This window comes from Saprospira sp. CCB-QB6 (assembly GCF_028464065.1).
Lineage (GTDB): Bacteria > Bacteroidota > Bacteroidia > Chitinophagales > Saprospiraceae > Saprospira.
Map to the genome: position 1 here is coordinate 1,824,290 of NZ_CP116808.1, position 24,307 is coordinate 1,848,596.

Annotated in this window: 13 protein-coding genes and 1 pseudogene; all 14 read right to left on the reverse strand. The window is 45.2% G+C overall.

Going from position 1 to position 24,307, the window contains the following annotated elements; all coding sequences use genetic code 11:
- Positions 1–158: 158 nt before the first annotated feature.
- The 14 genes and pseudogenes from PPO43_RS07160 to PPO43_RS07225 all read right to left on the reverse strand — a co-directional run bounded on the left by PPO43_RS07160 (position 159) and on the right by PPO43_RS07225 (position 24,103).
- Positions 159–3,518, reverse strand: a complete 3,360-nt coding sequence (locus PPO43_RS07160) for a methylmalonyl-CoA mutase family protein (RefSeq protein WP_442985446.1) — start codon at positions 3,516–3,518, stop codon at positions 159–161.
- Positions 3,519–3,711: 193 nt separating this feature from the next.
- Entirely contained in the window at positions 3,712–4,704 is a 993-nt protein-coding gene (locus tag PPO43_RS07165) for an SDR family oxidoreductase (RefSeq protein ID WP_272621124.1), read from the reverse strand.
- Positions 4,705–4,711: 7 nt separating this feature from the next.
- A complete protein-coding gene (locus PPO43_RS07170; protein WP_272621125.1) occupies positions 4,712–5,242 on the reverse strand; it encodes a hypothetical protein in 531 nt (176 codons plus the stop codon).
- 207 nt (positions 5,243–5,449) lie between these two features.
- Entirely contained in the window at positions 5,450–8,155 is a 2,706-nt protein-coding gene (locus PPO43_RS07175) for a valine--tRNA ligase (RefSeq protein WP_272621126.1), read from the reverse strand.
- 189 nt (positions 8,156–8,344) lie between these two features.
- Positions 8,345–10,036, reverse strand: a complete 1,692-nt coding sequence (locus PPO43_RS07180) for a tetratricopeptide repeat protein (RefSeq protein WP_272621127.1) — start codon at positions 10,034–10,036, stop codon at positions 8,345–8,347.
- Between the two features lie 213 nt (positions 10,037–10,249).
- A complete protein-coding gene (locus tag PPO43_RS07185; protein WP_272621128.1) occupies positions 10,250–11,587 on the reverse strand; it encodes a peptidoglycan-binding domain-containing protein in 1,338 nt (445 codons plus the stop codon).
- Between the two features lie 556 nt (positions 11,588–12,143).
- Complete coding sequence (locus tag PPO43_RS07190) at positions 12,144–13,121, reverse strand: UDP-3-O-(3-hydroxymyristoyl)glucosamine N-acyltransferase (RefSeq protein ID WP_272621129.1); 978 nt, start codon at positions 13,119–13,121, stop codon at positions 12,144–12,146.
- Between the two features lie 78 nt (positions 13,122–13,199).
- A complete protein-coding gene (locus PPO43_RS07195) occupies positions 13,200–13,637 on the reverse strand; it encodes an NUDIX hydrolase (protein ID WP_272621130.1) in 438 nt (145 codons plus the stop codon).
- A 9-nt stretch (positions 13,638–13,646) separates the two neighbouring features.
- The gene (locus tag PPO43_RS07200) at positions 13,647–14,480 is read right to left on the reverse strand and encodes a GIY-YIG nuclease family protein (RefSeq protein ID WP_272621131.1); all 834 of its coding nucleotides are present in this window, start codon (positions 14,478–14,480) and stop codon (positions 13,647–13,649) included.
- A 244-nt stretch (positions 14,481–14,724) separates the two neighbouring features.
- Positions 14,725–15,578, reverse strand: a pseudogene (locus tag PPO43_RS07205) (Fic family protein).
- An 89-nt stretch (positions 15,579–15,667) separates the two neighbouring features.
- A complete protein-coding gene (locus tag PPO43_RS07210; protein ID WP_272621133.1) occupies positions 15,668–16,675 on the reverse strand; it encodes a hypothetical protein in 1,008 nt (335 codons plus the stop codon).
- A gap of 101 nt (positions 16,676–16,776) precedes the next feature.
- A complete protein-coding gene (gene mnmE / locus PPO43_RS07215; protein WP_272621134.1) occupies positions 16,777–18,144 on the reverse strand; it encodes a tRNA uridine-5-carboxymethylaminomethyl(34) synthesis GTPase MnmE in 1,368 nt (455 codons plus the stop codon).
- 739 nt (positions 18,145–18,883) lie between these two features.
- Positions 18,884–19,960 carry a PorV/PorQ family protein gene (locus PPO43_RS07220; protein WP_272621135.1) on the reverse strand — a complete coding sequence of 359 codons (1,077 nt, stop codon included), beginning with the start codon at positions 19,958–19,960 and terminating at the stop codon, positions 18,884–18,886.
- A gap of 66 nt (positions 19,961–20,026) precedes the next feature.
- Entirely contained in the window at positions 20,027–24,103 is a 4,077-nt protein-coding gene (locus tag PPO43_RS07225) for a hypothetical protein (protein WP_272621136.1), read from the reverse strand.
- Between the last annotated feature and the right edge of the window lie 204 nt (positions 24,104–24,307).

Genomic DNA, 24,307 nt, shown 5'->3' on the forward strand with positions numbered 1-24,307 from the left:
AGGGCCGAGCAGACCTGCGAGCTGCGAAACGTAGCGCCGCAAGGCGAAGCCGCAGCGGAGGCCCCAAAAAACAATAAAACTTATCAAACATAATAAAAAAAGCGCCCTCCGAACAAGAATTGGAGAGCGCTAGCTAATTTATAGATTAAGGGGAATCCTTACATATTGCGGCGATATTGTCCGCCGACCTCATAGAGGGCTTGGGTAATTTGGCCCAAAGAGCAGAATTTCACGGCCGTCATCAGGCAATCGAAGAGGTTTTTGTTCTCGATAGCAGCCTCTTGCAAAGCCTTGAGGGCCTGAGGGCCACGTTCTTCATGCGTTTGATGCAAGCGTTGGAGGGCAAAGATTTGGGCCTCCTTTTCTTCCTTAGATGCACGGATAACTTCCTTGGGAATAATAGTGGGCGAGCCCTCATCTGACAAGAAAGTATTTACGCCAATAATGGGCATTTCGCCCGTATGCTTGAGGGTTTCATAATAAAGGCTTTCCTCCTGAATTTTTCCTCTTTGGTACATGGTTTCCATAGCGCCCAAAACGCCACCACGATCGGTAATGCGGTCAAATTCGGTCAAAACGGCTTCCTCAACCAAGTCGGTAAGTTCCTCAATAATGAAAGCGCCCTGCAGAGGGTTCTCGTTTTTAGTCAAGCCCAATTCTCGGTTAATAATCAACTGAATGGCCATCGCTCGGCGCACAGATTCCTCTGTAGGCGTGGTGATAGCTTCATCATAAGCATTGGTGTGCAATGAATTACAGTTGTCATAAATTGCGTAAAGGGCCTGCAAAGTTGTGCGAATATCATTGAAGCCAATTTCCTGTGCATGCAAAGAGCGGCCAGAGGTTTGAATATGATATTTGAGCATTTGCGAGCGAGCATTCGCTCCGTATTTCTCGCGCATAGCCTTGGCCCAAATGCGGCGAGCCACTCGGCCAATCACGGCATATTCTGGATCAATTCCGTTGGAGAAAAAGAAAGAGAGATTGGGAGCGAAAGCGTTGATATCCATCCCTCTAGAGAGGTAATACTCTACAAAGGTAAAGCCATTGGCCAAGGTAAAGGCCAATTGGGTGATGGGGTTGGCGCCAGCTTCGGCAATATGGTAGCCAGAGATAGAAACCGAATAGAAATTGCGCACCTGCTCCTCAATAAAGTACTCTTGCACATCGCCCATTAGGCGGAGCGAGAACTCTGTAGAGAAAATGCAAGTATTTTGCGCTTGGTCCTCTTTGAGGATATCAGCCTGTACGGTTCCACGAACAGAACGCAAGGCTTTAGTGCGCATCTCGGCATAAACATCGGCGGGAAGCACCTCGTCACCAGTCAAACCTAGGAGCATAAGACCAAGGCCGTCGTTTCCTTCGGGCAATTCGCCCATATATTGGGGGCGGGCCAAGCCTTTATCATCATATTTGGCCTTCAAGGCGGCTTCTACCTGAGCTTCTAAGCCATGTTCCTTAATATACTTCTCGCATTGCTGGTCAATTGCGGCATTCATAAAGAACGCGCAGATGGTAGCGGCTGGACCATTGATGGTCATAGAAACCGAGGTCTTAGGATCGCAAAGATCAAAGCCAGAGTACAGCTTCTTGGCATCGTCTAGGCTACAAATGCTTACCCCAGAGTTACCAATTTTACCATAAATATCTGGACGATAATCGGGATCTTCTCCATAAAGGGTCACGGAATCAAAAGCCGTAGACAAGCGGGCTGCAGGCATGCCCAAAGAAACATAATGAAAGCGGCGGTTGGTCCGTTCTGGATGTCCTTCTCCAGCAAACATACGTGTGGGATCTTCGCCTTTGCGCTTGAAGGGGAATACCCCAGCGGTATAAGGAAACTCTCCAGGAAAGTTCTCTTGGCCCGACCAGCGGACGATATCGCCCCAATCGCTATATTTAGGCACGGCAATTCTGGGAATGCGGCTATGCGATAGGGATTTGGTAAAGGTTTCTACTCGAATTTCTTTGTTGCGCACCTTATAGACAAACTCATCGGCTTGGTAGCGGGCTAGTTTTTCTTTCCAGCCTTCTAGCAAGCGCTGCTGCTCTCCACTGAGGTTGGCATATTTAAATTCGTAAGTTTCATTCAAGCTAGCGGGACTCTCCTCGCCCAGTTGCTCCATAGCTCCCTTGAGCTGATAAAGCTGACTGGCCAAGCGAGCTTCTTGCTCAATATTATCATTATATCGGCGAATGCTTTCGCTAATTTCTGAAAGGTAGCGCACTCGAGCTGGAGGAATGATAAATTGCTTTTCGCTTTGTTCTTGACTAGCCTCAAAACTAGAGACCAAAGGCGCCGCTGTTCGCTCTACAATTTTATCCATCAAGGCTTTGTAGAGGCTATTCATGCCGGGATCATTAAACTGAGAAGCGATAGTTCCAAACACGGGCAAATCTTCTTCTTTGGCCTCCCAAAGGTTGTGATTGCGGCGATATTGTTTGCGAACATCACGCAAAGCATCCTGTGCCCCTCGCTTATCAAATTTATTGAGGGCGATAAGATCAGCAAAATCCAACATATCAATTTTCTCTAGCTGTGTGGCGGCTCCATATTCTGGCGTCATCACATACAAAGAAGCATCAGAGAAATCGGTAATAGCGGTATCTGATTGGCCAATTCCAGAGGTTTCTAGAATGATGAGGTCAAAATCTGCTGCCTTTAAGATATTCACGGCATCGCCAATATACTTAGAGACTGATAGATTAGATTGGCGAGTGGCCAAAGAGCGCATATACACTCGCTCGCTATTGATGGCATTCATCCGAATGCGGTCGCCTAAGAGGGCCCCACCCGTTTTGCGCTTAGAGGGGTCCACCGAAATCACGGCAATGCGCTTATCTTCAAAATCGAGCAGGAAGCGGCGCACCAATTCATCTACCAAAGAGGATTTACCCGCTCCCCCCGTTCCAGTAATGCCCAAAATGGGGGTCTTTTTGGCGGCGGCTTTGGCTTCTAGATCGCTCAACCAGCTTTCGGCTTCGGCTGCTTGGTTTTCGGCAGCTGAGATCAGGCGGGCTAGGGCGTATTTATCGCCTGTTGCATATTTATTGAGCTCGCCATTGATATTTTTCCCTGTTGGGTAATCGCATTGGCTCAAGAGATCGTTAATCATCCCTTGTAGGCCCAATTCTCGTCCATCATCGGGCGAGTAAATGCGGCTAATGCCATAGGCATGCAGCTCTTCTATTTCTGTGGGCAGGATGGTCCCTCCTCCCCCACCAAAAATCTTGATGTGGCCGGCTCCACGCTCTTGCAAAAGATCGTAGATATACTTGAAAAACTCGATATGTCCCCCCTGATAAGAGGTAATAGCAATGCCCTGAACATCTTCCTGAATGGCAGTATCGACAATTTCCTGAGCCGAGCGATTATGGCCCAAGTGAATAATTTCTGCGCCAGAGCGCTGCATGATTCTCCGCATGATGTTAATCGCGGCATCATGCCCATCAAATAGAGAGGCAGCCGTCACAATTCTAATCTTGTGTTGGGCCTCATAAGGAGCTTGCGTTTGCATCATTCTATGTTGTTTATATTCTGTTGTTGCTGATTATTTTTTTGTTTTTTGGGGCCTCCCGCCTGCGGCGGGCGCTACGCTTTGGGGCTCGCAGGTCTGCTCGGCCCTGCGGCGCTTGCAGCGCCTTGGTCTGGCCTAACGGCCACCCCCTCGCATCGCTAGGCCAGCTTGCTTTTGGCCTTTTTGTTGGTCGCTAAGCCTTCAGCAGCTGTTTAAAATGCTGGACCGTAATGGCCAGGCCTTCCTCAAAGCTAAAGCGGGGATCATAGCCCAAAAGCGTTTTTGCTTTCTCAATATTCGCTTGAGAGTCACGAATATCTCCTGCCCTGCTCTCGCGATGTACAGGAGCTTGCTCGCTGCCTGCTGCTTTGCGAATCCCTTCATAGAGATCTAGCACCGAGTAGCGACCACCTACGCCCACATTATAAACTTGATTGTAAGCCTCAGGGTTTTCACTCAAGAGGGCCTTCACATTCATTTGGACCACATTCTCGATAAAAGTGAAATCTCGAGTTTGTTGGCCATCGCCATTAATATAAGCGGTTTTTCCTAAAAGACAAGCCTCTGCAAATAGAGGAATTACGGCTGCATAAGCGCCTTTGGGGCTTTGTTTTGGACCAAATACATTAAAGTAACGGAACCCCATAAACTCCATTCCGTACAAGTCGCCAAAGTTTTTGGCAAAGAGCTCATTGCTATATTTGGTAATCGCATAGGGCGAAAGTTGCTGCCCAATTCTATGTTCTACTTTGGGCAAATTGGGTTCATCACCATAAACAGAAGAGGAAGAGGCATAAACAAAGCGCTTAATGCCAGCCTGATGGGCCGCATGCACCATATTCACAAAGCCATTGACATTGTGAAGGGTCGTTAGATGAGGTTGAGCTACAGAGCGGGGCACAGAGCCCAAAGCCGCCTGATGACAAACGGCATCCATTCCCTCACAAGCTTTTTCGCAATCGGCCAAAACGGAAATATCCCCTTCGATTAACTCAAAGTTGGGATGGTCCATATAAGGCGCCAAGTTTTCTCGAAAGCCAGTGAGGAAATTGTCAATGACACGGACCTTTTTGGCCCCATACTTCAAAAAGTATTCGACCAGATTGCTGCCAATAAAGCCAGCGCCTCCAGTAATAAGAACCGAAAACTGGCTCAGGTCTCGATTGTGATAAGCGGTTTGATACATGCGGTTACTATTTTATGTCGCAGCTATGCCCATGAGCAGAAGCTGTCTGAATGTCTTGCGCCCAAGTTTGGCGTTGGGCCAATAAGTCTTGGGGCACATCAATATAAATGTCTCGGTAATGTTTTTTCTGGCTATTGAAGCCAACTTCTAGCTGAAAGCGGAGAGTAGGTTGATCCTCCACAACTTCTATTTGAAGCAGGCGTTCATAGCTGGCCCAAAAGGGGTAGTGACTTTTGCCTAGAAAGAGGGCATCTAGGGTTAATAAAACCTCTTGGCCGTCTTCCTGTTGCCATTGGCCCAAAATGCGTTCGCTTTTGCTTAGCGCTTCTTTTTTGGCCAATTGCTTAAACTGCTGATTATAATAAATAATAGCCCAAAGCGAGCCAGGTCCAGTCAATAGCCCAAAGCCCAGAAAGTAAGGCCAAAGGTAGTGAGAATCTGGATTTTCTACCATAAAGGTCATGGCGGCGGCCAAAAGAGCCGAAAAGCCCAAAATCATCAGAATGGAAAGCGCAAAAATACGGCGAATTATATTCATCTGCAGCAAATTTAAAGCGTCTAGAAAGGCGCGAAGCGCCTTGGCTTAGGGATGGATAGCAGTGGCCCGAAGGGCCAGACCCAGCGGGCGCAGCCCGCGCAGGGCCGAGCGATCAGCGAGCTGCGGCACAGCCCGCCCCGCCTGTAGGGCGGGGAAGCCCCAAAAAAAAAGCGCCCAAAACTGAGCGCTTAATATCTGTGGGAGCTCCTAGTTCAGTTTTTTAAGTTGTTCTTCTAGGAGTTGGACTTTTGCCTCATGATCGGCCAATTTCTTGCGCTCTAGCTCCACCACCTGAGCGGGGGCGTTGTTGACAAAGCGTTCATTGCCCAATTTTTTCATAATGCCTTTGATAAAGCCTTGTGAATAGCTGAGTTCTTTTTCTAGGCGTTCTTTTTCGGCGGCCAGATCAATTTTCTTATCAAAAAGGAGATAATATTGATCGGGGCCAACGAGGAAAGAGCTAGCTTCCACCTCTTCTTGGACCAATTCAAAGCGTTTGAGGAAGCCCAATTTAGTGACGGCCTCGGGCCAGCCTTCTAGGGCCAAAAGTTGGTCAGCGGTAGCGCTTTTGCGGAGTAAGAGTTCCAACTCCTCTTTGATAGGTAGTTGATTTTTGGCTCTTTGCTCGCGGATATTTTTGACCACCTCTTGCATATTTTCCACCTCTTGCAAAAACTGCTGATCGTATTGGCCAACTTCTGGCCATTTGGCCACCACACAATCTTCTCCAGCGGCACGTTCGCGCAATTTGGACCAAATTTCTTCGCTGATAAAAGGCATAAAGGGTTGCAACAAGATCATCAACTGCTCAAAAATATCGATGCTGAAGGCATAAGTCTTTTTGTCGATGCTATCGCCATAAGCGGGCTTAATGAGCTCTAGATACCAAGAGCAGAAATCGCCCCAGATGAAGTTATAGAGCGTCATCAAGGCCTCAGAAAGACGGTATTCGGCAAAAGAGGCATTGACCTGTTCTAGGGTTTGGGCCATCTTTTGTTCGATCCAGCGCATAGCCAGTTCGCTTTCTTTGGGCGTCGCTTTTTCGCTTTGCTCCCAGCCTTCGAGTAGGCGGAGGGCATTCCAAAGTTTGTTGCAGAAATTTCGGCCTTGCTCACAGAGTTTACTTTCATTTTTGATGGCTGTTTTCTCCTTATCGGCAAAAGGGGCATCAAAAATAACGTCATTGCCAGCGGCGGCACAAGAGAGAATACCGAAGCGGACGCCATCTGCGCCATACTTCTTAATCAGCTCGATAGAATCGGGCGAGTTGCCTAAAGACTTAGACATTTTGCGGCGGAGTTTATCGCGCACCATGCCAGTAAAATAAACCGATTCAAAAGGCTGTACGCCTTTTTCTTGGGCTAACTTCTCGCCTAGAAGTTCGGGGGCCCATTCATAGCCCGCCATAATCATTCTGGCCACCCAGAAAAACATAATATCCCAGCCTGTTACCAGTACCTGAGTGGGATAATAATAGCGAAGTTCTTCGGGATTATCGAAGCCATCAAAAACGGCCATAGGCCAGAGCCAAGAAGAGAACCAAGTATCCACTACATCCTCATCTTGAGTAAGGTCTTCGGCGCTATACTCCTTGCCATCGGCTTGGAGTTGGGCTAGGGCATCTTCTAGGCTTTCGGCTACAACGATTTCGCCATTGGGGCCATAATAAGCGGGAATTTGCTGTCCCCACCAAAGTTGGCGAGAGATACACCAGTCTCTGACATTCTCTTCCTTCAGCCAGTTGCGGTACATATTGAGCATATGCTCGGGGAAGAAATTCACTTCGCCATTTTCTACGGCAGCGAGGGCCGTAGCGGCTAGGCCTTCCATTTTGAGGAACCATTGTTCCTTGAGGCGGGGCTCAATAACAGCTTGAGTGCGTTCTGAGCGGCCTACCTTATTGCTATAATTTTCTACTTTAACTAGAGCACCTTGGGCCTTGAGATCCTTAGCAATTTGCTTGCGCACCTCAAAGCGGTCCATACCCACATAGAGGCCAGCATTGGGGTGCATGCGACCATTATCGTAGAAAATATCGATGCTCTCGAGCTCATGACGTTGACCAATCTCGTAGTCATTCATATCATGAGCGGGCGTCACCTTGAGGGCCCCAGTACCAAATTCTTGGTCTACATAGCGATCAAAAACAACGGGAATAGCACGGCCAATGATGGGCACTAGTACCTTTTTCCCTTTTAGTTTTTCGTAGCGTTCGTCATTGGGGTGGACGGCGATAGCCGTATCGCCCAAAATAGTTTCGGGGCGGGTTGTCGCAATGATAACATATTCCTCACTGCCTTCAATTTGGTAGCGGAGGTGGTAGAGTTTTGATTGTTCATTGGTGTGGATCACCTCCTCATTAGAGAGGGCTGTTTGTGCTTCGGGATCCCAGTTCACCATGCGCAAACCTCTATAGATAAGGCCTTTTTTGTAGAGATCTACAAAAACCTTTTGTACATACTTAGAGAGCTTGGGTTCCATAGTAAAGCGGCTGCGTTCCCAATCGCAAGAAGCGCCCAGCAACTTGAGTTGATCCAGGATAATTCCGCCGTATTTATCTTTCCAGGCAAAGGCATGCTCTAGAAACTCTTCTCTAGAAATATCTGACTTTTTGATGCCTTGTTCCCGTAGCATTTTGACCACCTTAGCTTCTGTAGCGATAGAGGCATGGTCGGTACCAGGCACCCAACAAGCATTAAAGCCTTGCAAGCGTGCTTTACGAATCAGCACATCTTGGATGGTGTTGTTGAGCATATGGCCCATGTGCAAGACCCCCGTAACATTGGGTGGGGGGATAACAATGGTATAAGCGGGGCGCTCATCGGGGGTAGAGCGGAAATAGCCCTTTTCTTCCCAGTGAGCATACCAGCGTTTTTCGGCGCTGGCGGCATCATAATGTTTAGATAATTCCATATTCTGTATAACTAGTGATTCTAAATCGAAGGCCAAAAATACAGAAGTTCGTGGGGAGAAAAGAGCTTTGTTACGGCTTTTTCTTCTTCAAGGCTATTTTTGGCCTGCTTTGAGGGCATCAAATACAAACAAAAAGGAGCTTGCAGGCAAAATTGGCCTACAAGCTCCTTTATCTGGCTAAAAAATAGCCTAATGCGTTGGAATAAAATCGGGTAAATAAGCCACTTTGGCTAAGCTTTCTTGAACATGAGATTGCTGTTCCTCGCTTAGTTCGGTCCAATCTTTCAGTTCAAAGAGGAGAAACTCACCTCTTTTTTCGCTCCAAACCAAACCTTGTGGGCTCATATTTAGGCGAACGCCAAGTCCACGGCGGCCATCTAGCGGACGCAGCTCAAAATCGAGCATATTTGGAGAATGTTCCACTTTGAGCTCGTAAGCAAAAACGGTAGTTTGTCCAATAGGATTAACGCTAAAGCCCCCTTGAGGACTAAAAAAGATGATCCGTTTTTTGAGTTGTTCCTCAATCATATCAGCAACCTCCTTATTAAGCTGTTGCATGCTTTCAGAGCGAATAGCTTTAAAACTAAGGTATTTGCCCGCTAGCTGCTGAAATACCGCTTGACTTTTATTATGCGCTATCGCAGGAGCCATTTCGGCTAAAGTTTGCTCGGCATAGCCCTTCAAATAGTCATAAAGCTTTTCTTTAATCAGCTGACTAGCTCTTGGCGCCCCTTGGGCATCGGCTTTAGACAAATAAAAGTAAGCTTTAGCTGGATTATTCTCTTGCTTAATCACCATTTGCCCCAAAGCCATAGCGGCATCTTTTTGCCCGCCTTCAGTCTTCATAAGGTCCAGATATAAAGCTTCTGCTGCAGCATAATCCCCTTTAGCTTGTAAGAGTTTACCCTGCTTAAGGGTTACATCTAGACCAAAAGTGCTACCCAATGGATATTTACGCCCTAAAAAATCTAGTTCCTTCTCTACTTCTTCCAGTTTTCCTTGGGCCAAAAGGCTATCTAGTAACAGAAGGCTGGCACTAACGCTGGGGTTTATTTGTATTCCCTGCTCGATCAGTTCCTGCGCTTTTTGTGCATGCCCAAGCTCCATAGCTGCCTTGGCATAAGCCTGCAAAAGTACCGAACTCAATTCATTGCTAGCTTTAGCCAACTCATAAGCTTGTTCTAGGGCCTCATAAGCCAAGGGATAATCTTCTAACTCATTGGCAATTCGCCCCACATTATAGACATAGGTCAGATTGGGGTCCTTTTCGCGCAGCATTTGCAACAATTTAAGGGCCTTTTTTTGCTCTCCTTCTGCCAAATAAATTTCGGCCCCTACCGCAAATAGTTTTTCTTGATAACCATGCTGCTTGATGTTTTTGGTCAATAGGGCCAAAGCTTCTTTTTCTCGGTTCCCCATGCTTCTCATAGCCAAAAGCGCATTAACTGCATACAACAATTCTTGCGGATTAGCCTTCATGGCCGCTTGAAAAAAAGCAAGGGCTTCCGTCGCTTTATTTTGCTCAAAAAGCAGCTCTTCTCCAATGGCATTTAGGGCCTCATCTTGCTCTGGTTGCAACTTTAATATTTGGCGATAAGCCACCATGGCCTGAGGCGCATCCCCCATTTTTAGCCGGGTTTGCGCTAAACGCAAAAGCGCCTTGGTATCTTTGGGATTCAGCTCTACCAACTTGAGTAAACAACGCTCTATGGCTTCTAATGAACCCCCTTCTTGAGCATCTAATGCTTGGGCCAAATAATCATAGCCAAAGCCTTCTTCTGGATATTCATTTAAGGCGCCCAAAGCCAGCTCTTGCAATTTTGGCCATTCAGCGGCGGCAGCAGCGGTTTTGAGGGCTTCTATTTGTTCTGCTTTTGACATGGATTTCGGGTATTTTTCTTTGCTTTTTTAGAATGATTTTGGGGCTGCCCCCTCGGCCCTTTGGGCCTTGGGGTCGGGCTGTTTCGCAGCTCGCTGATCGCTCGGCCCTGCGCGGGCTTCGCCCGCTGGGTCTGGCCTGCGGCCACTGCTGTCCATCCCTCAGCCGGCTCGCTACGCTCGCCTCGGAACGCAAGAGGAACGCAAGAGGAACGTTTAATCTTCGGCAAACCAATAATAAGGATTCATATATGCCACCGCATCCGCAGCAGTATCTAGAGCCCATTCGGCGGCTTCGCCTACTTCTCCGGCGACATACTCTACCCCATCCCAAACCTCTTCGGCTAGGTGGGCGGCGGCGGCAGCACCTTTCTTCAAATAAGTCATTGGACTGGTCAAGACTTCTTTGGTCTTTTGCAAGAAATTGCGGAAGTCCGGATGCATTTCAGCGGCAAATTCACCGCCTACACGACGTGCCCCTTTATAGGTCCAACTATTCACTTGAAAAGAAATAGCATATGTTGGCGCCGTCATGATAAAGAAGTTGAAATCACTGGTTTTGGTCGTATAAAGCGTGATTGATTCCGCCAGGATTTTTACATTAAAATCTGCATAGGCTTTAAGGACCATTTCGGCTCTGAGGCTTCCTTCTAAAACCGTATCTTTTTTAATGGCCAATTTGGCGGTGCCATTGGCATCTAGAGCACCATGCAAAGCAGCCGTAACATCCAACATATTGTAGCCCATAATACCAATAGCACTTCCTTTGACCCCAAAATAGGCATCAATTATACCACTGGCTTTAGACTCAATGGCTAGCTCTTTTTCGACTAAGGTATGTTCTAGGGTCAGGTTCATTTGAACGCCCATCGTTAGATGTAAAGAAAAGATGAGATATTCCGCTAAGGGGATGTCTTTACTTACGTTAAAGACCTCGATATCCACATTGCCTTGGCTAATAAATTGTTGTAGGGCAAAGCGAGCGCCTTTTTCTAGGTTTTCTTTAGACACTAGATTACCGATAGCCGAGGGGCTGGTATCTTTGGCTTTAGTGTCTACGGTGCTTTCTGCCTTAGAAAAGTTTTGGACCTGTTCTTTGGCTGGAGGAGCGGAGGGGGTAAAGTTTTTACCGCTGCCCGTTAAGGCTTTCCAGCTTCTGCCGTCGGGATCTACTCGGGCATCGGCTCCACCAAAGTTGGTCTTTTGAAAATCTCGGATGGCGTAGATGGTGGCTGGGCCACATTTGCCATCTTCTTTGAGTTTTCCGCCTTTTTTGTTGAGTAGTTCTTGGACCTTGATGACGTCGGCTTTTTGGTTCTCGCCTTTGTAGCCTACGGAGCCGCTGAGGCCAGCGGCTTTTGTGAGCGCATCGCTGGCTCCAGCTGAGGCCTGCCCCAATTGGCTTTGCAATTTTTGGATGCGGCCTTCAATCTCTTCTAGTTGGGCCTTTTCTTGGGCATCGATGACGCCATCTTGCATAAAGAGTTGGCGTAGCTTGGGCAGTTCCTGCTGATAGGTTTGCAGCGTCTGCTTAATGGTTTCTATTTGACTCATGGGAATGGTAAATAAAGGTGGTTTAATTTTGGCCCTATTAAATTACAAAAAATCTCTTGTTTTTGCCCTTTTTGAGACTAGATATACGATTTATGACAGGCTTAGGCTGTATTTCCTTGTTTTTTGAGAATGAGGAGCGGAGCGACGAATGCAATGCTGGGCGCTTTGGCCCCCAAGGCCAAAGGAGCCCAGCCCCCAGGCGGGGGCGGCCAAAGGGAAAATTAAAGCTGAAATGTAATATTTTGAGGACCTAATTTGCTGAGGCGCAGAGAAGGGGGTGGCTGCCGCCATCCGCCGGCCGGGCGCGCTTGGCGCGAGCCTGCGAAGCTTGAAGCTGCGGCAGCAGCTTGTAGCTTCGCAGTTGGGCGGGCAGGGCCTAGCGATGTGCAGGGGTGGCCGCAGGCCAGACCAAGCGGGCGAAGCCCGCGCAGGGCCGAGCGATCAGCGAGCTGCGAAACGTAGCGCCGCAAGGCGAAGCCGCAGCGGAGGCCCCTAAAAAAAAGAGAAGTACTGCTAAAAAGCAATACTTCTCTCCTATCTCGTTATGGATCAAGGCCTAATCTTGGGGGTTAAGATCTTGATTCTTAAATCGTTTTTGAAGTTGATCTACTGTTTTCGTCAATTCGGGTAAGCGACGAATGGCAGCCAATTCCTTAAAGCGGCTGTAAGCCTCTACTGCAGGAGCGCCCATATAGCGCTTGCCACCAGGAATAGACTTAGAGACCCCAGCTTGAGCAAGCAAAACGGCACCTTCGCCAACAACCAAGCCCTTAGAAATACCCACTTGTCCGTAAATAGTGACAAAATCTTGGATAATGGTTTTGCCCGCGATTCCCGTTTGGGCCGCAATCAAGCAATGTTTGCCCAAAACCACACCATGGCCCAAATGCACCTGATCATCTAATTTACAGCCTTTACCAATATGCGTATCGCCAGAAACCCCGCGATCAATGGTACAAGCTGCCCCAATACGGACATCATCCTCAATCACCACTCGGCCAATAGAATGCCAAGGCTTATAACTGCGGTCCTCCTCTAGATGGTAATAAAAAGCATCATTACCAATTACAGAATTAGAGTGGATTTTCACTCGATTGCCAATCACCGTATAATCAGAAATCACGGCATTGGCCCGAATCAAGCAATCTTCGCCAATCACGACATGATTACCCACAACAGCACCTGCCTCGATCACCGTCCCTTTGCCAATTTGGGCCGTGGGACTAATTTGGCTGCTCATAGGCGTAAAAGGCAAATACTTTTTGGCCAAATTATTATAGGCCTCAAAGGGGCGTTCCACCACCAAAAGGGCCTTATTCGGGGGACAATCTACCGCCTGATCAATCAGAATAGCCGAGGCCGTAGAATAAATAGCTTGAGTATAATACTTCTCATTATCGACGAAGATCAGGCTGCCTTTACACACCTTGTGAATTTCGTTGAGATGAGTAATTTCTACATTGGGATCTCCGATGAGTTTGGCGCCTAGCATATCTGCTAGCTCAGAGACGAGAATCGATTCCGCAAGTTTCATTGATTTCCAAATTTATTCAGGAACAGAAGGCCCCATAGGGCTAAATCACCCAAAGTTCGTTAAAATTTGAAGAAAGCACTAGCCCTTGGGGCCCTTTTCTATAATCTCTTGATAAATAACTGTCCCCAAATCCCAAACCCAATTATGTTTTTGCAAACTTTCTGCATCGAGCAAGCGGCCATAGCCCTCATAGACGGGCTGCTGGGCCAACTGTTCTAACTCTTCTTTGGGCAAGATAATTTTGAACAAACAAAGCTTAAACTCCTGAATACTTTTGATCTTGAACTGCCCAATAAAAATAGGCGGCTGCTCAGGTTGCCAGCGCAACTCTTCTTGCAGCTCTCGGTATAAGGCAATTTCTGGGCTTTCATCTTCGGCCTCTACAGCCCCACCCCAAACCGATAAGGCCAGTTGCCATTGCGACAGCGGATAAGTTTCATCCTTTTGCTGCACAAAAAATAATTGCTGGTCCGAACTACAGATAATGGCGCCAACGCCAAGGTGAAAAGAAGTCATTTTGAGGGATTACTGTCGATATTCTTCATCTAATGTTTTTCCATCTTTATTTTTCCATGCAGTCCAACCATTCGTGCTACTCCCTATACAAAATTCAGCAGCAGTACTTGGACTAGAAAACAAGTAATCATCTTTTAAGATCAATACCTCGTTTTCTTCCCTCACATACTCTTGTATCATTTTATTCCGTTTTTCAGACCATGCAAATGAAGGTGATGTTTCTTTACTTAAAATACTCCCCTTTAAAACTGTAAAACCATTTTCATCATAAAATCCCTTGGCATCTGATTGTCTTCCTTTTGTATAGAAAAGCTTCAAACTATCAGTAGCCTCACCTGCAACTCTAAATACGCTATATCCAATAAATGACATAATGAACTGAACATCTCCAAAAAAATCATTTAAGGTATCTATAATATGTCGTTGTAACTTTGGCTGTCGAGGGACTTGCTTATTCTCTTTTGTATCAAAAACATTGGCCTCGCGAGCTTTTTGAATTGCCAAGTATTCCAGAAAAAGTATATCCGCTTTATTTAACGTCCCTGCTTGAGATGTAAAAACTAGGGCTTTAGTCCAAAACTGTTTAGTTTGATTATGACTATAAATTCTAGAGAAAAAATCATCCGTTTGCCCAATGTACACCTTAGGCTTAACACCCTCATTATCATCATCTAACAACAGATACAAACAAGGTGTATCCAACAATTCGCTCAATAGGTCTTTTGCTTTTTTCGTATCTGCCCTTGGAATAACAAAGCCCATAATTGTTTTATTGCTTAACTGCAAGCTCTGTATTCCTTTAGGTGTTCCCTCTATAAAGTGTGTAATAATTGTTTGTCCCATCTGTTTATTTTTTTTCGTTAGAAGACAGCTCAACATATAAATTTATTCATAAAAAACATTATTTTTTTCTCCAAAACATCTTGTAGTGTCCTTCTAAACTGCACAAAAAATAATTGCTGGTCCGAACTACAGATAATGGCGCCAACGCCAAGGTGAAAAGAAGTCATTTTATGGGATTGAATGGATGAGTGATAGTATCATTTGATACTATCAAGGTAGTTTTAAGTAAATCTTTCTAGTGCTTTTAAAGGTCTATTTCAGAAACAAACCGATACTTTGTCAAGCGTTTATCTCCCTGTTTTTCTAAAACCCCTTCTTCCACAGCCCACTTCAAATCTCTACTTGCGGTACTAAAAGCTGATCTAATGCCTCTAAGATAAGCCCTAACATGAATTCTATAAATAATGTTGATTGCCCTGTTTTATCAGACAAACTCAATACTTTATAGTACTCTTCTTGATTTTCCTTAATCAAACTTTCTACAGGCAAGTATTCAAAAACAGGATATTTTTGCATTAAAATAAGCGTCTGCCATAAACGCCCCATTCGACCATTTCCATCTAAAAAAGGATGGATAAACTCAAACTCATAATGAAAAACACAGCTCTTAATGAGTAATACATCCTGATCTGTTTTAAGGTAATGGAAAAGATCTTGCATCAGTCCTCTCACCATATATCCAGTTGGAGCCAAATGCGCTACTTTATCCCCTTTCACAATGCCCACATTTTTTACTCTTAGCTTCCCCGCCCCGTCTATCAATCCAGCCATCAAAATAGCATGCGCTTTTTCTAAATCCGCTAACTTATTAGGATCAAATTTATCCAGCTGATCATACACTTTTATAGCATTCTGTACCTCTATAATGTCTTTTTGCGGAGCAATAACTCGCTTGTTATTTAAAAGCGCTGTAATCTGCTCTTCCGTTAGCGTATTTCCTTCTATCTCTAAAGAAGACTGTATGGTTTTGATGCGATTTTTTTTTTGTAATGCTGTCGCTGGCTTGTGTATATGAATAGCGTTAACCTCTCCTAAACGCTCGGAAATAGCCACAACTAACTTTAAGATTTTATCTGTAAGCTGATACGGTGGTTTCATACATCAATGCCTTAGTTCATGGTTTCAGTTAAATATCGTTAGCTCTGTTTTACAGTTTTGGTAAGTATGGCTAGCTTTCTTGTCTTCAATTAGGCATATTTTTCGTCCCATTCTTTAAACTTTGTATCAAAATCATTTCTAAATATATTGATATTAAAACATCTTCGTTCATTGTCATTTTTATTTGAATAGTTAATAGCATTATTAAATAAATCCTCCTTACCATTTATTTTTTCATCATAAAAATCTTGAGAACAGACCCAATTTTCACATTGAAACAATAGTAAATTAGTCAACTTTCTTTGCACCCTTTTCTCATACTCTTTAAAAAAAGTATTAAAATGCCCTTTTAATGCTTTTTCATCTTCTTTAAGGTATCCTTTTATCAATATTGACTTATCTTTATAGGGGAAGAACGAAGCAAATATTGAAGATAGTCTTTCTTTATCTCTTCCTGTCCTATACTCATGCTCTTGTATATCTTTAGTCGTCTCATAATCATATAAAGAAGACATTATTAAATCAGCTTTGCTAAGTTCTCGATATTCCAAAACGAATGATTGTGTATTTTGATTATAGTCTTGCCAAATAAACTTCTCCCAAAAAACTAAGTCATTTATTGCCTTATTTATTTGATTAACATTTTCTCTTAGCCATTCTTTCTTCTTTACATCACTCGTTTTCTTCTCTAAACAAGAAAACTCACTAACTAAAACTTTTTTTCGAAATAATTCATTATAAAATGTTCTCACTACAAATAAGAGAAGTATTCTATACTTTGTAAAATCAATTTCTGACGGCTGCTCTATTTCTGAAAACAAATTGGTGTCATGGTCATTACAAAAACAATTGAATGCAAAAATTTTATTTATTCCAATTTTTTGTAGCTGGAAAATAGGTGACTTAAACAAATTTATACCAATTTCCCAAAGATGATTGTCTGGAGCAATTGAAGAAAGAATACCATTCTTTTGAAGGATGTGAGAGTTAATTGATCTTTGGTTACATCCAGGGAAAAAGCAAGTATTTATCTCACCTATTGCCTTTTTTCTACACTTAACATTTATTTTAGCTCTTTCTATATCCTGTTTATTCATGTTATTCTTTAATAATTTAACGAAAATGCCAGCAAATTATAGCTCACTAGCTATTTACTACTTTTAGTTTAAAAGCAGTAAACTCATTTAAAATTTGCAACCTACTTCCCAATACAAAACTGCCCAAAAATATTCTCCAACAAATCTTCCACATCTACCTTGCCCGTAATTTCGCCCAAAGCCCGAAGCGCAGCTCGAATATCCATCGCCAGTAGGTCGCCACTGAGGCCCTCTTCTAAGCCCAGTAAGGCCGCATCTATAGCCTGATAACCTTCTTCCAATGCCTGATAATGCCGTAGATTGTTTACTGTGGTCCCTTGCTGATGAATTTGCCCCTCAACAACTAAATTGCGCAAGGCCGAACGCAGCTCGCCCAAGCCTTCTTTTTGCTTGGCCGAAAGCCGAAAATGATCGGCAGCTAAGGCTTGCCCTTCTTCCAATTGATCGCATTTGTTGGCCAATACCAAGACGGCCAAGCCCTCTCTGCGCAAACGAGCAAGGTCCGCCTCGCATTCTTCCTGACTCAATTGGCTGGCATCATAGACATAGAGCAAGACCGTAGATTGCGCAATTTTTTCATAGGTTTTTTCTACCCCAATGGCCTCAATTTGATCGCTGGCCTCCCGAATCCCCGCCGTATCAATTAGGCGAAACTGAATCCCATCTATGTTGAGCAGTTCTTCGATGCTGTCGCGGGTGGTGCCCGCTATATCCGACACAATGGCCCGCTCTTCATTCAATAAAGCATTGAGCAAGGTCGATTTTCCCGCATTGGGACGGCCCGCCAAAACGGTGCTTACCCCCTCTTTCAATACATTACCCAACTGAAAGGAGTCCATCAATTGCTTAATCATGGCCCGAATTTTCAAAAGGAGCGCCTCTAGCTCTTTTCTTTGCGCAAATTCCACATCTTCTTCGCCAAAATCAAGCTCCAACTCTAGCAGGGAAGCAAATTGCAAAAGCTCTTTCCGCAAGCCCTCAATTTGCTGAGAAAAACCGCCCCGCATTTGCTGCAAAGCCATCTGATGCGCCGCTTCCGAATCTGCCGCAATGAGGTCGGCCACGGCCTCTGCCTGGGCCAAATCCAATTGCCCATTGAGGAAAGCCCGCAGGGTAAATTCCCCCTCTTTGGCCAAACGCGCACCCGAACGCAAACACAAACTGAGCAAGCGCTGCTGAATATATGGCGAACCATGACAAGAAAACTCAATGACGTCTTCTCGAGTGTAGGAGGTTGGTCCCTTAAAAACTGAACAAAGTACCTGATCAACCCGCTGCCCCGCCTCATCATAAATGTAGCCCAAATGCAGGCTGTGACTGTCTTGCTGGCTCAAATCCTTGGCCCGAAACATCCCGTTGGCAATGCTAATGGCCGATTTGCCCGATAAGCGAATGACGGCAATGGCTCCAGCCCCAGCAGGGGTGGCCACGGCCACAATGGTGTCTTGTAAATCTAGGTAGTTGTACATTTTAACGCCTTTTTTTATGCAAACTCAAAAATACAGGCCTTTGGAGAAAAAGACTATTCTTTTCCCTTTTTTTTGATGTTTTGGGGCCTCCGCAGCAAAGCTGCGGCGGTTACTCCCTTCGGTCGTCGAACTGCGCCCTAAAGGGCTTGTTGTCGTTTATTCCCGTTGGTCATCGAACTGGCGCCTCTTCGAGGCTGGTTGTCGGGGCTCGCTAATTTTTTGGGGCCTCCGCTGCGCTCCGCTTGCGGCGCTACGTTTCGGGGCTCGCTGTTCGCTCGGCCCTGCGGCGCAAAGCGCCTTGGTCTGGCCTTCGGCCACCCCTGCACATCGCTAGGCCATTTTGAGCTAGCCCTGCGGGCTGCAGTAAATGAAAAATGCCCAGCCCAGCCTGAGGGCCTCCGCAAGGAGGTCTGAAAAGGGGTGGGTGGGCGGGTAAATAGGAGCGGATGAGGAGCGCAGCGACGAATGCCATTTTTGCGGTGTACAGGCGGCGAAGCCGCCGCAGGCTGAGCTGCCAGAGCAGGGCCGCCAAAGGCGGCAGACCCAGCGGGCAAAGCCCGCGCAGGGCCGAGCAGAACTGCGAGCTGCGGAGGGAGCGACCCGCCCGCAGGGCGGGGCAGCCCCAAATAATCCATCTTCTAGCCTTATTGCTCCAATCTATCAGGACAAGATATTTCTTTCAAAAAAAAAGACCTCTAAGCCTAAGGCTTAGAGGTCATATCATTTCCGCTCTAAAAAATTAGAGTTTCAACTTCAAGGTCAAAGAGTGAGTACCTTTGAACACCTGAGTATACTCATAGGCATAATCAAAGGCAATTTTCTTAGCAGAGCCTTTGCGGAGAGGAAGCTCAGCAGTAACGCCAGCAGTCAATCCACCCGAAGCAGTGCTAGAAGTTTCAGCGTTATACATATCCCCTTCATAACGGAAAGCAGTACGTGCCATAAACATTTCCTTAAAGGCATACTCAACGCCTACACCATATTGGTCGCGAGAGAAAGAGTTAGAAGTAAAGTTACCTACTGCTGTTAGGCGGTTAATCTTGCTACCGAGGTAAAAGTCATAAGACAATCCAATATGAAGCAATGAAGGCAACTCGTAACCTGCACCACGACTATTTACAGTTAGTGCAGTTGTATTATTAGGAGCGACCCCTACAAAGGCTAAACCATCTCCAGAATAAGACATCTTAGTTCCGATATTACGAAGAGCGACACCAAATTTAATTTGACGATCAACACCTGTTACATATTGTACACCAGCATCAAATCCTACACCAGTAGCAGAAGCATTGGCGATAGATTCTGATACTACGCGGACACCAAAACCAACAGAAACTTTTTCATTCCCTTCTTCATCTTTAAACACATAGCCATAAGAAAGACCAATATTAAAAAATGAAGGGCTAAAAGTAGTAATTCCACCAGGCTGATCAACGGTAGTTAGAGGAATATCACCAAAGCCTACAGACATCAGTTCTACGCCCAAAGCACCATTGTCACCAATTTTCTGGACTAATCCAGCGGCATTCAGGCTAATGCCAGTTCCTGCCATATATTGAGTATGACCTAATGCCACCTCTGTTTTTCCTGAGATACGGCAAATCCCAGCAGGGTTAAAGCGAAGTGCTTCTACCCCAGTTACACGAGCAGCCACCAAACCATTTAGACCAGCAGAACGGGCCCAAGGATTCATGATCAACTCATAGGCACCGGCTTCCCCTTGTCGATCCGGATTTCCTGCTTTTGCTGTGGGCGAAGTAGCCAAAAAGCTAAGGCAAAAAAGGCCCACAAACAACAAAGAAGTATATTTAGTCATGCTATGAAATCGTTTAAAAGGGTTTTGCCCCCTCTGGATTAGAGGGAGCAAAACAAAAATAAATCACTAGAGTTTTTGAGCATCAAGTGCACGGTTGATAACAAAGCTTTTTACCACTTTCTCACCAACACCCTTCACTACAACATGGATGAGGTATACCCCACTACCTACAGGAACACCAGCTTGGTTCTTGAGGTCCCAGTTGAGAGAGGTAGTTACCTGAGTTTCAATATCACCACTACCAAAAGCACCAACGCGAGCAATACCACTACGCACCTCTGCATTGTAGTCTTGAGCCACATTGTAATGACGAACTAGGCGTCCTTCAATAGAATAGATATTTACTTCGCAAGTAGCAGGCAGGTTCGTAATTTTCACTACGTTCTGAGTTTCTGTCTGCTCATATTCAGAGTAAGCATAATAAGGGTTAGGAACTACACCGATAAGATCTAGAGCACTTTCAGCTGTGGCTTTGTCTTCCTTAGTAGGAGCTAAGCCAGTGAGATCAAACTCATAAAGTGGATAACCTTGGTTATCATTAGTGGCAGCATAGATTTCATATGGAGTAGATACACGCAACTTGAAAGTCACTTTAGAGGGTGGTACGTGCCCACCTATTTCAGCAACTCCAGCATTGTTAAGCATACTTGTTCCTGGAGCCATATACATGAATGTTCCCCAAACAAGGTGATCTCTTAATGCTTTGTAAGGTGTGGCAAAAACACCAACGCTTACTTGGTCTGCAATTACAGCTGCACACTCATCATAAGCAGTATTTGTTACATAAATAACATGCTGACCACCATTTACAGTAGACATAAATGTATTGGCTGCGCCAAATACAGGGAATCCACTGCTAGGTGCTACTTGTTGCAAGTCAGTCGGGTTGAATAGCATATCGTTACCTGTAGCAGCAGCTGGGAAAGTATTAGCATCGAAGAAAGAACCGTCATAAAGAGAGTTTTCTCCAAAGTATACATTAAGACGCTCACCAGTTTCAACATCATAAGCAAAACCGGGGAACCAAGACATACCTGTACCAGCTTCTATCTGGCCTTCGATATTACGACTAGGCTCATTACGTTTCCAGTTCAATTGACCATAGTTACCAGGGATGCTAAGTCCAAGTGATTGGCTGTGATATATACTTGCAGACTCGACTACAATACAGCGGCTCCATTGACTCTTCTCTGGTGTAAGCACTACATTTACATTGCGAACATTGCTTAGTAACTGATCACGGTTTCCGGCTCTCCAAGTTTGGCAGAAAGTCAATGCATTTGAAGATAGAACAATTTGAGATGTAGAGAAGTAGTATTCATCTGTACGGAATACACAATCAGCTAGGCGAACGGGGTGCCAGCCACCAGCCATCTCCGAGTAATCTTGATCAGGATCTAATGACTGATCATCTTGAGCATTTCCAGTTTTCAAGATATCATTGATACCATTACCATCTTCAACGCCTTGGAACCAACCAGCATTGGTCTCATCTTCATAAACAGCAGCAGAGCCTACATATCCACTTACACCATTTGTACCAGGTGCAGGAATGTCTTCTACAAGCAAAGAGATACCCAAATCAGGAATATATTGCTCATAGTTAACGTCTAGAGGCTGATAAGATGACCATACCGATGAAGGATCATTAGCATCTTTAAGTAGCCAGAAGAGAGAATCTGACAAAGAGGTAACACCAGTAGGAGGCTGAGGAGTTACAACAATACTTCCATCAGCAGTAGTATCATAGCGGAAAGTATAATTTTCATCGCTAATGTATAGTTGAAACTGAGCAGCAGGAACACGCAAAGGATCAACAACTTTTACATTTACAGGGCCTTGACCTGCGGCATAAGTTACACGACCGATACGTCCATTGTTCAATACATCAGCTTCTGCGGCAGCGGGGTCCTTAAAGTCAAGGAAGAGACCTCCTCCATTTCCTCTACCATCTACACGAGTGATTTCTGGACCATCTCCATAAGAAGAATTCAAAACTACACCGTTGTATTCAGGGTCATTAGGGCGAGGTACTGCGGTATACACACGGAAGTTACGACGACCTTGTAGGTAAGGAAGGGCTTGTCCTGTGTTTAGAGTAGGATCATAAGCCTGATACTCATTATGTGCATAGGCAACTACACAGAAGTAATAAGACTTATGGTTAATAAGCTTTGTAGTTCCTTCCGCAAATTCGTCTGTAGTAATGTTGAAGGTATGCTTAATTCCCTCATCAGCTCCATCTACCATAATAGAAGGGATAAATGCTTGTACATCTGGATCGCTAAATGCACTCCAGTTTACAATCTTCCCGATAGAGTCACGAAGGTCCACCTGACGGATAAGACGTGCTTTTTCAGGATCATCCAATTCTGTTACAGAAATGTTCTCGTTAACTACCTGATATACTTTATAACCTTGGAAGGTATAAGTAGTATCAGCAGTATTGCGAAGAATAGCTGGAGACTCAGAGTAATTAAGTTCGTAGTTATTCTGAGCAGGAACATAGCTTAAGTTCAAAATCAATTCATTTTCGAGTTCCACGACATCCATATAAGGTGCATCGGGACCATCAGTGATTTTGAAACAATCATCGAAAAGGTTTTGTGCCAAAACATCAGCCTCCACCAATTCAGTTAAAGCAGGACAAGGATAATCTGGAATTTCGGGAACCCAAACTACACCAGAAATCAATTCGTTTACTGCACCAGGAGCCAATAAGAAGGGACCAGAAGTGTGTAAGAAACGATAGTCATTACCTGTAATTCCTTCCTCACACATAGACCATACACCTGTTCCTGATTCGTTCGGGAAAGAATAAAACACATAGGGGAATTTATCAGCTGTAGCACCATTATCTCCAGTTCCACCACGAGAGATAGGACGTCCATCTAACCAAAGACCATCCATAAGACGGTAATACTGAATAGCACTATTCGGGTTACCACGGATAGCGTCATTGGTGTTTTCATAGTAAACAAATGAAGAAAGACCTAACTCAGTACCTGTAGAATCTAGAGGCCCACGGAAGTAATCTACTCCTAGAGCGGGTATTTGGGTAGAACCATAACCTACAGCGTCATTGCCACAAGTAGCGTCATCATCTGCATCTGCATTGTATACATAGCCCATACCCGTAATAGTATCTACACCAATATAGTCATCATTATAACAACCCAAATCAGGATCAGACCAAAGTGAGAAATAGGTATCATTTAGGCTCAAGTTGTTTCTGTTAAGCAACTTGTAACGATAGAAAGTCATGTTGTTAATGGCATCAGTAGTACGGTAGCCAAAGGCTAGACCATGTACTTCCATAAACATGGGTTGGCCATTTGTATTTGTATGGATATTACCATTATCATTATATACCCACCAATCCATTTGGTCAGCATATACGGGATTGAAATAATCCTTGGGACAGCCTACAACCTCAATTACGGGGTGGTCACCATCATAGGGATTATAAATACCATCTTCCTTTCCTACAGGCTCAATAAAGGGAGCGAGTTCTTGATCGGGAAGATCAAATCCATAAATTTCTGCGAAATAGGGGTTACCTCGACCGGGCCAGCCCAAGATATTTCGGGCGGGGCGGTTATCGATAGATTCATCGGGTTGGCCAGTAACGGCATCAGGCTCGAAATAGTCGGCACGGAGAGCGTCAATTTCAGAACCATAAACCTCGAAGAAGCGGTCCCATTTTTCACAATCTGTTTTTTCAATAGTACCCGTATTCACGTCTAGAGGACCAGTCCAATAATCGTTACCCGTTTGGCGGTAAGTTTGGGCGGCGAGAATAAGGTTCCCCCCATCATCGAAAGCGCCTAGCCAGATACCACCAGCAAAGAGTGAAGATACTTCTGGTTGGCCAGAAGCTGGGTCTACATTCGGAACGATATAGCGAGCTCGGTCACCATCCCACCAGAGGTCACCACCTGTACGGAGGCGAGCGCGGACGTTGTTAATATCTAGATCGCGTTCTGAGCGAGCTTCGATACAAGCAGCACGATAACCGTTGTTATTGGTGCTATTGGAGCTATTGCTATTACCTCCCACAAAATTCCGGTCTTCAATTGCCCAGATAGAGCTGGCAGTGAAGAGGAATAGCACGAGTGTGGAGAAGTTTTTCAATCTACTCATGTTTGCAATTATTTTAATAAAAATGATTCATTTTAGACAGAAAGCCAAGCTTGAGGTTTGTGTTGAAATTGGGCTCTAGGCAAAAATGGCCTAGCGATGTGTAGGGGGGCGGCTTAGCCGCAGACCGAGCTGCCTTTGGCAGCGAAGGGCCGAGCGAACAGCGAGCCCCGAAACGTAGCGCCCGCCGAAGGCGGGAGGCCCCAA

Coding starts and splice junctions, on each gene's coding strand:
- PPO43_RS07200 (WP_272621131.1), bottom strand. CDS start 14,480: ATGGGACAAACAATTATTACACACTTTATAGAGGGAACACCTAAAGGA.
- PPO43_RS07185 (WP_272621128.1), bottom strand. CDS start 11,587: ATGAGTCAAATAGAAACCATTAAGCAGACGCTGCAAACCTATCAGCAG.
- PPO43_RS07225 (WP_272621136.1), bottom strand. CDS start 24,103: ATGAGTAGATTGAAAAACTTCTCCACACTCGTGCTATTCCTCTTCACT.
- PPO43_RS07160 (WP_442985446.1), bottom strand. CDS start 3,518: ATGCAAACGCAAGCTCCTTATGAGGCCCAACACAAGATTAGAATTGTG.
- PPO43_RS07165 (WP_272621124.1), bottom strand. CDS start 4,704: ATGTATCAAACCGCTTATCACAATCGAGACCTGAGCCAGTTTTCGGTT.
- PPO43_RS07210 (WP_272621133.1), bottom strand. CDS start 16,675: ATGAATAAACAGGATATAGAAAGAGCTAAAATAAATGTTAAGTGTAGA.
- PPO43_RS07195 (WP_272621130.1), bottom strand. CDS start 13,637: ATGACTTCTTTTCACCTTGGCGTTGGCGCCATTATCTGTAGTTCGGAC.
- PPO43_RS07220 (WP_272621135.1), bottom strand. CDS start 19,960: ATGACTAAATATACTTCTTTGTTGTTTGTGGGCCTTTTTTGCCTTAGC.
- PPO43_RS07175 (WP_272621126.1), bottom strand. CDS start 8,155: ATGGAATTATCTAAACATTATGATGCCGCCAGCGCCGAAAAACGCTGG.
- PPO43_RS07180 (WP_272621127.1), bottom strand. CDS start 10,036: ATGTCAAAAGCAGAACAAATAGAAGCCCTCAAAACCGCTGCTGCCGCC.
- PPO43_RS07190 (WP_272621129.1), bottom strand. CDS start 13,121: ATGAAACTTGCGGAATCGATTCTCGTCTCTGAGCTAGCAGATATGCTA.
- PPO43_RS07170 (WP_272621125.1), bottom strand. CDS start 5,242: ATGAATATAATTCGCCGTATTTTTGCGCTTTCCATTCTGATGATTTTG.
- mnmE (WP_272621134.1), bottom strand. CDS start 18,144: ATGTACAACTACCTAGATTTACAAGACACCATTGTGGCCGTGGCCACC.